At 70.6% G+C, this 14,443-nt stretch carries 9 protein-coding genes; 5 read left to right on the forward strand and 4 right to left on the reverse strand.

Annotated elements, in window-relative coordinates:
• Positions 1 to 52 precede the first annotated feature (52 nt).
• Genes AB0O67_RS20655 through AB0O67_RS20665 form a run of 3 tightly spaced genes read left to right on the forward strand, consistent with a single transcriptional unit; the run spans position 53 to position 6,303 of the window.
• Complete coding sequence (locus tag AB0O67_RS20655) at positions 53 to 4,099, forward strand: amino acid adenylation domain-containing protein (RefSeq protein WP_365452077.1); 4,047 nt, start codon at positions 53 to 55, stop codon at positions 4,097 to 4,099.
• Positions 4,100 to 4,109: 10 nt separating this feature from the next.
• Entirely contained in the window at positions 4,110 to 5,261 is a 1,152-nt protein-coding gene (locus AB0O67_RS20660; RefSeq protein WP_365452027.1) for an acyl-CoA dehydrogenase family protein, read from the forward strand.
• A 1-nt stretch (position 5,262) separates the two neighbouring features.
• Entirely contained in the window at positions 5,263 to 6,303 is a 1,041-nt protein-coding gene (locus AB0O67_RS20665; RefSeq protein WP_365452029.1) for an acyl-CoA dehydrogenase family protein, read from the forward strand.
• Positions 6,304 to 6,340: 37 nt separating this feature from the next.
• On the opposite strand, the gene AB0O67_RS20670 is transcribed toward AB0O67_RS20665, so the two are convergent.
• The 4 genes from AB0O67_RS20670 to AB0O67_RS20685 all read right to left on the reverse strand — a co-directional run bounded on the left by AB0O67_RS20670 (position 6,341) and on the right by AB0O67_RS20685 (position 11,539).
• The gene (locus AB0O67_RS20670) at positions 6,341 to 7,054 is read right to left on the reverse strand and encodes a response regulator transcription factor (protein WP_365452031.1); all 714 of its coding nucleotides are present in this window, start codon (positions 7,052 to 7,054) and stop codon (positions 6,341 to 6,343) included.
• Between the two features lie 191 nt (positions 7,055 to 7,245).
• The gene (locus AB0O67_RS20675; RefSeq protein WP_365452033.1) at positions 7,246 to 7,422 is read right to left on the reverse strand and encodes a hypothetical protein; all 177 of its coding nucleotides are present in this window, start codon (positions 7,420 to 7,422) and stop codon (positions 7,246 to 7,248) included.
• A gap of 125 nt (positions 7,423 to 7,547) precedes the next feature.
• The gene (locus AB0O67_RS20680; RefSeq protein ID WP_365452035.1) at positions 7,548 to 10,439 is read right to left on the reverse strand and encodes a BTAD domain-containing putative transcriptional regulator; all 2,892 of its coding nucleotides are present in this window, start codon (positions 10,437 to 10,439) and stop codon (positions 7,548 to 7,550) included.
• 161 nt (positions 10,440 to 10,600) lie between these two features.
• The gene (locus AB0O67_RS20685; RefSeq protein ID WP_365452037.1) at positions 10,601 to 11,539 is read right to left on the reverse strand and encodes a phosphoribosylglycinamide synthetase; all 939 of its coding nucleotides are present in this window, start codon (positions 11,537 to 11,539) and stop codon (positions 10,601 to 10,603) included.
• A 503-nt stretch (positions 11,540 to 12,042) separates the two neighbouring features.
• Between AB0O67_RS20685 and AB0O67_RS20690 the strand changes: the two genes are divergently transcribed.
• The gene (locus AB0O67_RS20690) at positions 12,043 to 12,600 is read left to right on the forward strand and encodes a DUF1062 domain-containing protein (protein WP_365452039.1); all 558 of its coding nucleotides are present in this window, start codon (positions 12,043 to 12,045) and stop codon (positions 12,598 to 12,600) included.
• A gap of 420 nt (positions 12,601 to 13,020) precedes the next feature.
• Positions 13,021 to 14,172, forward strand: a complete 1,152-nt coding sequence (locus tag AB0O67_RS20695) for an acyl-CoA dehydrogenase (RefSeq protein WP_365452041.1) — start codon at positions 13,021 to 13,023, stop codon at positions 14,170 to 14,172.
• Positions 14,173 to 14,443: the final 271 nt, after the last annotated feature.

Below are 14,443 nucleotides of genomic sequence, written 5' to 3' on the forward strand. Positions count from 1 at the left end.
ACGACCCGGCAGGCGAGGCACCGCTACGCATCAGGAGTCTCAGGTGACCGACATGACCCAGCACATCGCCGCGCTCCCCGAACAGCGCCGCACGCGGTTCCTCGCACGGCTGAGGGAACACGCGGAAACCGTGGCACGGCGCGGGCCGACATCGCGCGGTCACACAGGCCCGACACCCCTCTCCCACGCGCAACGGACCCTACGGTTCCTCGACCACCCGGTCCCCGGCACCCCGCTGTGCCTGCGCCTTCGGGGCAGGCTCGACGCGGGCGCGCTGCGCGAGGCGCTGGCGTCGACCGTGGCCCGGCACGAGGCGCTGCGGACCACGATCGCCGAGCGCGAGGGCGCCCCGGTGCAGGTCGTCGCCACCGAGGTTCCGGTCGACCTGCCGCTGACCGAGGCGGAGAACATCGCGGCGGCACGAGCCCTCATCGAGCGGCGGGCCGCCGAACCGTTCGACCTGGGCCGTACGCCGATGTGGCGCGCGGCGCTGATCAGGTTCGAGCCGGACGACCACCTGTTCCTGCTCGACCTGCCCGCCCTCGTCTGCGACAGCCGCTCGCGCGGCGTGCTGATGCGTGAACTCGCCGCGTTCTACACGGCATTGACCGAGGGCGGCACACCGGACCTGCCCGAACTGCCGGTGCAGTACCCGGACTACGCCCGGTGGCAGCACGACCGGCTCGGCAGCGCCGACCTGGACAGGATCGGCGCGTACTGGCGCGGCAAGCTGGCGGGCGCCGAGGTCCTGGAGTTCCCTACCGACCGGCCGCGCGGCGAGACCCGCACCTTCGCGGGCGACCGCGCCCGCTTCACCGTCGGGGGCGAAGCCCTGCGGCGGGCCGATGAGCTGGCCCGGCAGGTGGACGCGAGCCCGTACGACGTCCTCGTCGCCACGTTCTGCACGCTGCTGCACCGGTACTCCGGCCTCGACGACCTGGTGATCGGCTCGCCGGACGAGAACCGTCACCACGACAGCGTGTCCTCGGTGGTCGGGCGCTTCACCGATCTGCGCGTGCTGCGTGCGGACCTCTCCGGCGATCCGACCTTCCGCGAGCTGGTCCGGCGGGTCGCCCGCGTGTCGGCGGAGGCCGACGAGCATGCGGGCCTGCCCTTCGACAAGCTGGTCGAAGCAGTGGACCCGGTCGTCGACCCGTCGCGCTCTCCCGTCTTCCAGATCGTGTTCGGGGTGACGGACGCGGATACCACGGACACCGCTGCCACCCTGCCCGGCATCGACATCTCGTACGAGGACGGCCCGGCCCACACCTCCTGCTTCGACATGAGCTGGAGCCTGAGCCGGCGGCCGGAGCCCGGGGCCGGCGCGGACCTCGCCGTCGAGTTCAACACCCACCTGTTCGACGCCGAGAGCATCGCCCGGTTCACCCGGCACTACGACGGGCTGCTGCACACCCTGACCGCGGCCCCGGACGCCCCGCTGTCCACGGCCGAGATGCTGAGCCCCACGGACAAGGCGTTCCTCACCGAGGCCGCCGGGGGCCCGGTGCGGCCGGTTCGCGAGTCCACCGTGGTTGCGGAGTTCGAGGCGCGCGCGGCGGAGACCCCGGACGGCGTGGCCGTCGTCGTCTCCGGTGTCGAGACCGGCTATGCCGAGCTGAATGCCCGCGCGAACCGGCTCGCCGCCCTGCTGCGCACGCACGGTGTGGAGCCGGGCGCGCGGGTCGGTCTGTGTCTGCGCAGGAACCTGGACCTGCCGACCGCGATCCTCGCGGTGCTCAAGGCCGGCGCGGCCTACGTGCCTCTCGACACGGCGCACCCCTCCGGGCGCGTCGCCGAGATCGCCGAAGACGCCCAGTTGCGAGTGGTGCTCGCGCACGCCGAGGCGGGCAAGGCCGTGAGCGAGGTCGGCGCGCCCGTCGTGATGCTGGACGAGGTCCGCGACGCACTGGCGGCACTGCCGGACGACAACCCGCCGCTCGCGGCGGGGCCGGACGGCATCGCGTACGTCATCTACACCTCCGGCAGCACCGGCAAGCCGAAGGGTGTGCTCCTCAAGCACCGCGGGGTCGTCAACTTCATCGACTCCACCCGGGAGCTGTTCGAGCTGACGCCGGCCGACCGGGTGCTCGGGTTCGCCTCGTCGACCTTTGACGTCTCCGTCTTCGAGACCTTCTCGGCACTGCTGACCGGGGCCCGCCTGTGCCTCGCGACCGATGAGGAACGGCTGTCGATCGAACGGCTCCAGACGCTGATGGAGCAGGCCCGTATCACCGTCATCGACCTGCCCCCGACCGTGATGCCGCTGCTGACGCCGGAGAGCTTCACCGACCTGCGCATCGCGTTCGTCGGCGGCGAGGCGTTCAGCGGTGAGCTGGTGAACCGGTGGAACCCGGGCCGACGCCTGTTCAACGGCTACGGGCCGACCGAGTGCACCGTGACGATGATCGTCGAGGAGTGCGGCGGCACCTGGGACACGTCCCCGCCGATCGGCCTGCCCATGACCAACCACGTGGCGCACGTCCTCGACCCCCGGCTGCGCCAGGTCCCTGTCGGCGTACCGGGCGAACTGGTCATCGGCGGCGCCGGGCTGGCGCACGGCTACCTCAACCGCGACGAGCTGACCGCCGAGAAGTTCGTCCCCGACCCGTTCGGCACCGCACCCGGCGGTCGCCTCTACCGGACCGGCGACCTGGTGAAGCGGCTTCCCGACGGACGCCTCGTCTTCCTCGGCCGCATCGACCAGCAGGTCAAGATCCGCGGCCTGCGGATCGAGCTGGGCGAGGTGGAATCGGCGTTGACCGGCTTCGAGGGGATCGGTCCGGTCAGCGTCCGGGCGTGGAGCGACGACAACGGGGACAAGCACCTGGTCGGCTGTCTGACCGGGGTCACCGAGCAGCAGGTGCCCGCGGTACGCGACCATCTGAGCGCGCTCCTGCCCTCGTACATGATTCCGTCCTTCTTCGTGGTCCTCGACGAGCTGCCGCTGACCAGCAGCGGCAAGGTCGACTGGCGCAGGCTGCCCGCCCCCGACCTGAGCCGGCCGGGCGAGGGGCACGGCGACGAGTCGCTGACCGAGACCGAGCGCAGGCTGCTGCGTGACGTGCTCACCCCCCTGCTGCACGACGAACGGATCGGCGCGCACGACGACTTCTTCCTGGCGGGGGGCAACAGCCTCCAGGCCGTCCAGCTGATGTCGGCGATCCACCGCAGGTTCGGTGTGGAGATCACGCTCGGTGACTTCTTCGCCTCTCCCACGGTCGCGCATCTGGCCGCCACCATCGACGCCGTCCGCGCCGCGAGCCGCGCTGACGACGGCGATCCGTTCGACGCGCTGACGAGCCCGTCCCGGCGGGAACCCGGCAGTGCGCCTGTGGTGATGCGTGAGGCGGGGCCGGCGCAGGTGATCCTGCTGCACCCGTCGGGCGGCGAGCTGTTCTGCTACATCCCTCTGTCCAGGGCGCTGCGCGGCGACATCGGCGTGACCGGTTTCGCCGCCGACCCCCGGGACACCGAGGTGCCCGCGCAGGAGGCGATGGCGGCGACCGCCGCACGCATCGCGCGCTCCCTGACCGAGACCGGCCTGCCCGCGTCCTGCTGCCTGGCCGGCTGGTCGTACGGGGGTGTGCTCGCCTTCGAGGTCGCCCGGCAGATCGAGGAGAACACCGGGGAAAAGCCACCGGTGATCCTACTGGACGCCGCCTACGACGAGGACTCCGTGCCCCTGGACGAGGCGACGGTGCGGCAGCGGTTCGTGCACGACGTCGCACGGCTGACCGGACGCGAGGGCCCCGAGGTGGCCGCGGTCCTCGACGACCCGGCCGCGGGGGTGGCCGACGTCGGGAAGACCCTCATCGATCTCGGCATCGAACTGGAGCTGACCGAGGAGGAGTTGGCCGCCCGCTTCGCGACGTTCCGGTGCTCCGCCCTGTCCATGCAGGCCTACCGCCCGCCGGCCCCGTACGGCGGACCCGTCACTGTGCTCGTCGCCTCCCCGCACATCGCCATGGAAGAGCAGTGGCGGGCGGTGTGCACGGGCCCCTTCCGGGCCGAGCGCGTACCCGGCGACCACTACACCCTGTTCACCGAGTCGGCGATCGGCCGGGTCGTCGCGGCGATCGAAGAGACGCTCGCCTCTTGAGGAGACACACATGCGGTTCGGCTTCACAGAGGATCAAGAACGGTTCCGGGCGGACGTGCGGAAGACTCTGCGCTCCGCCGAGGTCCAGGCCGCGGCGGCGGCGGCCACCGGCGCGTTCGGCGTCGAGCCGGACGCGCGCCCGCTCTACCGGCTGCTCGGGGAGCTGGGCCTGCTCACCGTGCACTGGCCCGTCGAGTACGGCGGCCGGGGCCGCTCGCTGACCGACGCCGCGATCGTCGCCGAGGAACTGGTTCGTGCCGGTGTGCCGGACACGTTCCATGTGAACACCGTCCAGATCGTCGGCCAGTTCCTGCTGATGGCGGGCAGCGAGGAGCAGAAGCAGCGGTATCTGCCCCCCATCGCCCGCGGCGAGAGCTTCGCGTCGGTGCTGTACACGGAGCCCGACGCGGGCTCCGACCTGGGCGGGCTACGGGCGGTCGCCGAGGCGGACGGCGACGGCTACCGGATCACCGGCACCAAGGTGTTCAGTCTCAAGACCCGCTTCGTCGACCTCGGCCTGTGCGCCGCCCGTACGACGCCGGGCGCGGGCAAGTACCAGGGCATCAGCCTGTTCCTGGTCGACATGCGGGCCCCCGGTGTGACGGTGTCGATGATCCCCGGCATCGGCGACGAGCACTTCCACCGGGTTGACCTCGACGCGGTCGCGGTGCCGGGCGCGAACCTGCTCGGTCCGCGCGACGAGGGCTGGCCGCTGCTCAACGAGGCCCTTGCCATCGAACGCACCGGCCTGGACTACTACCTGAAGGCGGAGCACTGGCTGGACGCCGCCCTCGAAGCCCTGGTCGAGGGTGAACCGGAGGCCGTGCCCGGCGGCCTCCTTGAGCAGATCGGCCGCTGGCACGGCGCGCTCGCCGCCGACCACGTCCTCGCCTGGGAGGTCCTCACCGGGATCGCGGCGGACCGGGTCGACCAGGTCGCGACAGCCGTCGCCAAGTACCACAGCAGCGAACTCGCCCAGTCCATCGCGGTCTGGGCCGCCGACATCCCGAACCCTGAGCAGCGGGCCAACCGCACCGGAGCGACCGTGACCCTGGAGTCCGCCTACCGGGAGGCTCCGGGACTGACGCTCTCGGCAGGCACCTCCGAGGTGATGCTCCAGATCATGGCCGCCTCGTTCGACTCCATCGGACAGGGAGACTGACATGGACCTCACGCCCGACCCGCTCGCCCTCCAGCTGCGCACGGCCCTGCGTACCGGACTCGCCGGCATCCCCGCCCGGATCGAGCTGCACGGCGCTCCGGTGACCGACGGCGCCTGCGGGCCGACCCGTGCGGTGCTCGACGCGCTGGAGGCGGCCGACTTCGAGCGCCCGGCCGACGCCGACGGGCTCGGCCTGGGGCTGAGTGCCGGGGTCCTGGTCAGCGAGGAACTCGGCCGCGCGGCGTGCGGCAACTCCTACCGGGCCGACGCGTTCGCCGCCGACCTGGGCGTCGGTGCGCCGAGCGTGGCTCTGGCGGGCTTCGAAGCCCTGCCCACCGGCAGTGGGGTCACCGCGACGCCGCGCGCCGGCGGCTGGGAGCTGACCGGCACGGTCACCGTCGACGACCTGAGCGCCGATCTGTTCCTGGTGGCCACCAGGGCCGACGGCGATCCGGTGCTGGTCGCGGTGGAGCGCACGGCGGACGGCGTCACCACGCAGGACGGGAGCTGGCCACCGGTCGTCCGGTTCGCGGCCACGCCCGTCCGCGCGGCGGGCGTCGTCGGCGCCCTGGACGAGGCGCCCACCGGTCCGCTCGCGCGCGCACGGCTGCGGCAGGCGGCCTACCTGCTGGGCATCGCCGACGGAGCGCACCGCATGGCCGTGGAGTACGTCGGCCTTCGCCGGCAGTTCGGCACCCGGCTGCGCGACCTGCCGGCGGTGTCGTTTCCCTTGGCACGCGCGATGGTGGCGTCACGGGCGACGAGGGCGGCGGTCCACCGAGGGGTCTGGCTGGTCGAGTCCGAGCCGGCCGCCGCCCGCACCGCGCCCCTCATCGCCCTGGCCATGGCGTCCGAGACCGCGCGTGATGTCGTGCGCCTGAGCATGCAGAGCTGCGGGGTGCGCGCGATGACGTCGGAACTGGGCCTGCACCGGTACTTCCGGCTGGCTGCGGCGGAGTCCACCCGGTACGGAGATCCCGCCGCGCTCTGGCGGATGGTCGGCGCCGACCACGTCCGGACGGTCCAGGGTGCCGCACCCTGAGGGGAGCCCCGGGCCGCAACGGCACCCCTGCCGCGGATCAACTGGCACGTGAGCTCCCCAGCGACAACTCCCTCGTGCTGCCGCCGGCGTGGGCGGCCGAGCGGATGAGTCCGGTCCGGTAGGCCAGTGACACCAGCTCCGCACGGTCGCGGACGCCGAGCTTGGTACGCACGCGGTAGAGATGGGTCCTGACCGTGGCCTCGCCGATGATCAGTTCGCGAGCCACGTCCTCGGTGGACATGCCTTGGGCCACCATCCGCGTCACTTCCCGTTCCCGCGGGGTCAGCTCGGTCACTTCCGGACACGTCTCGGCCTTCTGAGGCTCCGGCTGCGCACGGAACCAGGTGACCAGGCGCTGCGCGATGTTCGGCGCGAGCACGGTCTGGCCGGCGGCCGCCCCGTGGATCGCGGTGATCAGCTCCTGAGGACTCACGTCCTTGCCGAGCAGACAGCTCGCGCCGGCATGCAGCACGTCGCTCACCGTCTCGTCGGTGTCGGACGCGGTGAACACGACGATATGGGGCGACTCGTCCTCCTGACCGAGTCTGCGGATCATCTCCAGACCGGAAATGGTCTGGAGGTTGAGATCCGTGACCACGACATCGGGACGCATGGTGCGCACCAGGACGATGGCTTCCATGCCGTTGTGGGTCGTACCGATCACTTCGATGTCCGGCACCGCGTCGAGAAGAGTCTTGAGACCGTCCGCGATCACGGGCAGCTGGTCACAGACGAGCACCCGAATGGTCATTGTGTTGCCCCCCGACAATGAGTGAGAGAGAAGCCCCGCTGTCATCAATGGGTTACCGCGCGCGGGGATCGCGAGCCTCGCGTCGCTCGTGTGTGTTCGGCCTTATGGGCGTGACGAGCGTCTGTACGTGTGCGGCGAGGACGGGCCGGGCGCGGTCGGTGGGCCGCAGTCAGCGGCCGCGGCCGGTCTGCTCAGCCGTTGCCGTGGTCCGTCTCGGACTGGACCAGGACCGTGTCCGCCGGGAGACCGGAGGCGACAGCGCGGTGCTGGACCGGCTGCGGCGCGTCCGTGCCGGCGGCAGCCGTGAATCCACTCAGAACGGCTCCGAGCGCGATGACGGGGGCGGCGACAGCAGAGGTGAAACGCATGGGAAGCTCCTTTTGAAAAGACGCGCCGTTTCGACTCCGCCAAGACTCGCAATCGCTCTTCCCTGCCGGTTCCCCTCCGGGCACCCGCCCGGTCCCCTCGCTGGGGAGTGCCCGGCATACGGGGCTCACCGTGCGGTCTCCGGCACTTTCATGAGGGAGAAGAGGCTGTCCGCCGCTGACCGGTGCTGCCGTGCCATCTGCAGATGACCCTGGGCCTCGGCGGTACGGGCGAGGTGCCACAGCGCGCACGCCTCGTCGTAGCGCAACTCCATCCGGCAGGCGATCTCGTGGGCCAGCCGCTGCTGGGCCAGCGCCGTGTCCAGATCCCCCTGCGCGTACCGCACGAGCCCCGCCGAGAGGTGCACCGTGGCGCGGTTGATGTTGTCCGTGCTGCTGGCGGCCTTGGACAGCGCGTGGTCGGCGCTGTCCGCCGCTTCGTCCAGTGCCCCCATGCGCACCAGCACGTCGGCTCTGCGGGCGAGTACGAGCGGCAGCGCCGCGGGCATGCCGATCTGCTGGCACCGTTCCAGCGCCGCGTTGGCCCGCGCGAGCGCCTCCTCGTAGCGGCCCAGGCCCTCTAACGCCTGGGAGAGATAGCTCAGGGCGGTCACGGAGAGCTGGATCTCCTCGATCGAGTCGAAGATGGCCACCGCCCGCTCCGCGGACTCCATCGCCTCCTCGAACCGCCCGAGCCGCGCCAGTATCAGGCCCAGCATGCTGAGCGAGGAGCCGTCGAGGCGGGTGAAACCCAGCTCCTTGGCGCGTCTGCTGACCTCCTGGCTCAGCCGTAGCGCGTGCTCGAGCTCTCCCATGCTGCTGTACGCCTGCCCCAGCCGTGCCTGGCACTCCGCCTCGCTGTACTCGTCCGCCATCTGCCGGGACAGCCCCACGGCTTCTTCCAGCAGACCGACCGCGTCACGCAGTTGCCCGAGGCGCCACTTGCCCATGGCCAGGTTCATCAGATTCAGCCGGGTCAGCGAACGGTCTCCGAGCTGCCGTGACGCGCTGACCCCCTTCTCCAGCGCCACGTTGGCGCTGGAGTCGTAGCCACGGATGCTGGAGTGGAAGCCCAGCTCACGCGGCAGCCGCGCGGCATGCCACAGCAGCCCCCCGTCGTGCGCGGCGTCCACCGCCGCCAGAAGGCTGCCACGGTGCTGGTCGAGCCACTGAAGCGCCTTCTCCTTGTGATCGAACGTGCCGTCTACCTGGTGTTCTCCGTCGTCCTTGATGCGCCGCCGCCCGGGAAACACCACGTCGCACGCATGCTTCGTCATGCCCAGGTAGTGGTCCAGGAGCCGCCGCATCGCCGGCTCGTCCCCCGGCTCCCGCGAACCCTGGGCGATACGTTGCACGAAGCTGCGCACCAGATCGTGCAGGGCGTACACGCCCGGTTCCCTGGCCTCCAGCAACCGTGCGTCGACCAGCTCTTCCAGCACGTCCTCGGCCGTCAAGGCGTCCGTGTCGAGCAGGGCGGCGGCTTCCTGGGTGTCGAGATAGCGTCCCGGATGATGGCCCAGAAGCCGGAAGGCGGACTGCTGGTCACGCGGCATGGACTGGTACGACAGCAGCAGTGCGCCGGCCACCCCTCGGCCCTCGCTCGTGAGCTCGTCCAGACGCCGGTTGTGATCGCGTAGCCGTTCGACGAGTCGCTGCACGGTCCAGTGAGGACGGTTCGCCAGCCGGGCGGAGGCGATCCTGACCGCCAGCGGGAGACCTCCGCACAGCCGCGCCAGCTCACAGGCGGCGTCCGGTTCCCTCTCGACGCGTTCGGCACCGAGGGTGGCGCGCAGGAGCTGGTCGCTGTCCTGTTCCGGAAGAGCGCCCACGGAGAGCCATTCGACTCCGTCGAGCCCCGTCAGCCTCGGGCGGCTGGTGATCAGGACCAAGCTGTTGGAGGAGGCGGGAATCAGCGCACGGACCTGCTCGGAGGAGGCGGCGTTGTCCAGGATGAGCACCATGCAACGGCCCCGCATGTAGGACTGCCATCGCGCGGCGCGCCCCGCCGATACGGTGGGCATCTCCTCGCTCGGGATGCTGGCGGCGGCGAGCAGGTCACCCTGCGCGTGGAACGCGCTGAGCGGCTCCTGTCCCGGTGTGAAGCCGTGCAGGTCGATGAAGAGACTGCCGTCCGGATACTGCTCCACCAGCTGATGGGCGGCGCGCACAGCCAGCGCCGTCTTCCCACTGCCCCCCATGCCGTCGAGCGCAATGACCGTCGGGGCCCCTTTCGGGGCGCGTCTGGCCACCTCACAGACCCGCTCCAGTTCGGAACGGCGGCCCGAGAAGTCGGGCACGTCGAACGGGAGCGTGTGGGGGGCCTCGGTCACCGGGTGCGTGACACGTGTCGCGGGGCGCGCCGGACGGGCGAGCGACGGGTCCTGGCGCAGCATGCGGTCATGCAGTCCGGTCAGCTGCGCGCTGGGGTCGATGCCCAGCTCATCCGCGAGGTGTTTGCGCACGCGGGCGAACTCGTCCAGCGCCGCGGCCTGCTGCCCGGAGTGGTAGAGGGCGAGCATCAGCAGGCTGCGCAGCGTCTCGCGCAGGGGATGCTCGTCCACGAGGCCCCGCAGCTCGCCCGTGATCTCGGCTGCCTCGCCCGCGTCGATGCGCAGGTCGTAGAGCTGTTCCGCAGCGCTGATCCGCTGCTCCTCCAAGGCGGTCGAGGCCGCGTCGATCAGCTGACCCCCGGAACCGGACAGCACCGGCCCCCGCCACAGCGCCAGCGCCTCGCGCAGCTCCGCTACGGCACGTTCCGCCTGCCCCGCGTCCAGCGATTGCCTGGCCTGGCGCATCAGCTGCTGATGCCGGAGCAGATCGAGGTGTTCGGTCCCGACGACCGCGCGGTACCCCGGCCCGTCGGTGACAATGATCTCGAGGCCGTGAGGGAGGCGACTGCGCAGCTTGGCCACGGTCTTGCGTACCTGATGCTCGGCACTGTCCGGCGGCAGCTCGTCCCAGCCGGCCGTCACCAGTCGGGAGACGGGCACCACACGCCCGGCATCGAGGAGCAGGGTCACGAGGACACGACGTTGCAGTGCCCCGTTGACAGGTATCAGGGCGCCGCCGCTGCGTATCTCCAATGAGCCAAGGACGGCGAATTCCGGATGAAGATCCGCATCGTCTTCCATGGGTCTCGATGTCACCATCCATGCCCCCCGTACTGCGCATTGGCCCACCCTCACCCCGACAGTAGAGGATTGCGAATGACGGTAACAAGATCCTTTCGCCCCCTGGCAATCCGTTCGCGGGTGAGTTCCGGTGTGTCACCGTCGACGGCCACATAAGCGCGCCGGGAGCGTGAGTCGCCGATAGGAGCGATCATGTCGCCGACGTTGTACGGAAAGCGAGCTCCGTGAACCCATGGGGTCACGGCGATGTCCTCCATGCCGGTGTACGTCTCCAGTCTTCCTTCGGGCAGGAGGAAGAAGCCGACTTCCGCATACCGGAACGGGCTCGGCACCTCCGGACGACTGCCTTCGAGGCCCGTGAAGACCGCCGCCTCCATGTCGAAGCCGCGCGCGATCTCGACGAGCAGGGGGATGCGGTCGCCGCCCAGATGGGTCCGGCACGACACGATCCGCGGTCCGTACGGCATCAGCGCCACCTGTGTGTGGGCCGGGCCGGAGCGGTATCCGATCGCCGTCAGCCGCTCGTCGACCACTGCCTCGATCGCCGTTCGCTCATCGTCGGTCAAGGGCGCCGGGTGAAGGTAGCCCGTCACGAAGAAGTGCGGTGGCCCACTGGTGCGTTGAGCCGTCACCCCCACGACGTGATGGGCCCCGTTCACGGTCAGGGTCTCGACGCTCACCCGGGGAGCCTCTGCCGGGGCCCAGTCGTCCCCTTCGCACACCCGGAGCCGTTCGTACACCGCCGGAGGGTTCGCGGACAGGCCCAGCTTCCATGCCTCCCGGACCACGGGCAGCACCGAGTCGCCGTGTCCGCAATGCAGCACGGCATCAATCCCGTGATGCCGTGCGGTCCGCCCAATGGCTTCGCGCAATCCGATTTCGTCGGTGAAGTCGGTGAGCAGCAACTCCTCCGAGGCTTCTTCGAGTCTCGACGCGAAGTCGGTCTCCAGCTGCTTCGGATCCCATATCGACCAGATGCGGAATCCCAACTCGGCGCCTTTTCGCACGAGTTGGTGACTCGGCATCACCAGAAGCAGTCTGGGCTGTGAACGTCGAGAGAAGTGTGCACGCATACATGCCACTGTGGAGTGCGGCATTCCCCCCCTGCTCCCCTCCGCTTCCCCCCTCGCCGTCCAGGCCGTCCACCTGCCCGCCGTTCCCCTGGGACCCGGACTCCGGTGGGGAGCCGCCCCCCCCCGGGCAGGACGCCTGCCTGCCGGCCCCCGTCAGGCCGAGCCCGTAAGCGAGACGCGTAGTCCCGGCAGTGGAGCGTCCACGTACCGCGTACCCGTGGCTGAACCTGACGCGGATGCGCGGCTTGTCGATCCGTCCGTAGCGTCCGTCGTACGTGCTGGGACGGTCAGCGCGAGCAGTCCGGTCTCAAGGGTGATGACACGCCAACCGATAGGCCGAGCCCGACGTTCCGAGAAGTAATGCGCCGAGCACCGTGCTCAATTCCATGGCGAACGCACACCAAAACAGGGGTACTTCTGTGCGCAATGACTGGATAGTCAAGCCGGTAGGTCTGCCGCTCATCCGCCGCCGCTGCCAGGCGTGTACGTCCGACACGTTCGGGACGACCGGCAAGTTTCGCGTCAACGCGAACCACAAACTCCTCGATGTCTGGCTCCTCGCGCTCTGCACCCAATGCGGCGCGACCACAAAGATCACCATTGTCGAGCGGACGAACGTGCGCTCGGTCAGGCCCGATCTGCTGGACCGCGCGCACGAGAACGACCCCACCTTGGCGGCCGAGTTGCTCCAGGACGGCGCCATACGGCGCCGCAATCACATCGCTCTCGACTGGAACGACGCCTGGCGGCTCGACACCAGTGGATCGGATCATCCGGGCCGTGAAGTGATCGATGTCTCGGTTCGATTTGACGCACACATTCCGGTCAGGCCGGTGCGGCTCATCGCGGAAGGCTGTGGCCTTTCGCGGGCCGAGGTCGAGCGACTGATCATGGAAGGCAGTCTCGTTTCTGCGGTTCGTCTGAGCGGGAAACTCTCCAGCGACTTCGCCTTCACGCTCAAGCGCCACGCGGGTTGATCCCGCGCTGTCCGCTCTCTCGATCACATGGTGAAAGCCCGGGCCGGCCCTCGATCAAGTGGGGTCGGCCCTGGATGTGTTTCAGCTCCCCGGCGGCCGGCGGATTCCCGCCCGTCCGGGTAAACGCGGTGCGCAGGAGCGACGGAGCGCCGTAACCGCCCTGCGTCCCGGAGGATGAACTTGTCGCGGACGTGCCCGGCGCCGCAGTGGCCGTAGCTTCCCAATGACGCGGCCGACGGCCGCTCGGAAGGAGCCCGCCCCATGCTCCGCGGCGTACTGGAGAACAGCCGGCCGAGGCGGCGTTCCCCGTCACGACGTGAGAGGCCGACGCGGCACGGCGGGCACCGCACGCTCCCTCTCCGCCGCTTCCGCCCATTCTCCGAGCCGCTCGCCGCATTGACCATCTGAGTGAGGATCACGATGAGTCTCTCCGAAGTGTTCGACCCCGACATCCTCACCCTGCCGCTGTACGACGACGCCCACCGCGCACTCGCCGGGGAGATCGGGCAGTGGTGCGTGGACCGGGCCGAGGCGTGGGCGTCGCTGGACACCACCGATCCGGCCGCCGTCGGACGGGCGATGCTCACCGAGCTCGGCCGGTCGGGGTGGCTGCGCCACCTCGGCCCCGACCAGCCGGACTCCGATATGAGGGCCCTGTGCCTGAGGCGCCAAGCTCTCGCGTACCACGAGGACTTGGCCGACTTCACGTACTCGATCCAGGAGCTTGCCGCCGCCGCGATATCCCGCCACGGCACCGCCGAGCAGCGTCGCCGTGAACTGCCGGGCCTGGCCGACGGGACCCGTGCGGGGGCGCTGGCCCTCTCCGAGCCCGGCGCGGGCTCCGACCTCGCTGCCGCGGTGCTTGAGGCGACCCCGGACGGGGACGGGTTCGTCCTCAACGGGACCAAGACCTGGATCGCGCAGGGCGACATCGCCGACGTGTGCATCGTCCTCGCCCGCACGGGCGACGGCCCGGGACCGCTGGGCCTGACCACCTTCGTCGTCGACGGCCATGCCCCCGGTCTCAAGGCCGAGCCCATCGGCGCGATCGCGCCGCGCTCCTGGGCCGAACTGACCTTCACCGACGTCCGCGTGGGCCCCGAGGCCGTCCTCGGCGAGCGCGGCCAGGGACTCGTGGTCGCGCTCGACATCCTCGAACGGGCCCGGACGACCGTGGCCGGCGCCGCGCTCGGCTTCGCCCGGCGCGCCTTTCGGCTTGCCCGCGGCCATGCCCGTACCCGCAAGGCCTACGGCGGCCGGCTCGCCGACCTCCAGCTCGTCAGGTCCTCGCTCGCGAAGATGGACGTCAAGCTCTCGGCCGCCGCGCTGCTGACCGCCCGCGCCGCCTGGGCGATGGACCTCGGCCACGATCACGCCAAGCACGCCTCGACGGCGAAGCTCTACGCCACCGAGGCCGCGGGCGAGATCGTCGACAGTGCCGTCCAGCTCTTCGGCGCCGCCGGGCTCGTCGCGGGCAGCCCGATGGAGCGGCTCTACCGCCAGATCCGTTCCCTGCGGATCTACGAAGGGTCCTCCGAGGTCATCGAGATGACGATCGCCGACGCCCTGTGAAGCACGGCCGGGACGGGCCGCCGTCGCACCGCCCGCACGCCCGGACCCCTGCGTGACAGGGGAAGCCACTCCGTGACGCCCGGGCCGGCCGCTGCCGACTCGACGTGACCGGCAACGACCGTCGGCACCGCGAGGGTCCGGAGCGTCCCGGTCACCGCCGCCCGCGGCATCGAACGAGTCCTCGCCGGGGGCCTGCCGCCCGGTCCGCACCGGGCCACCGCCGACACCGAGGAGGTGGGCAACGGGCCCAACCGGCTCGCCTGATCCGGTC

The sequence above is a fragment of the Streptomyces sp. NPDC086077 genome (assembly GCF_040686175.1).
In the GTDB taxonomy this organism is placed as follows: Bacteria; Actinomycetota; Actinomycetes; order Streptomycetales; family Streptomycetaceae; genus Streptomyces.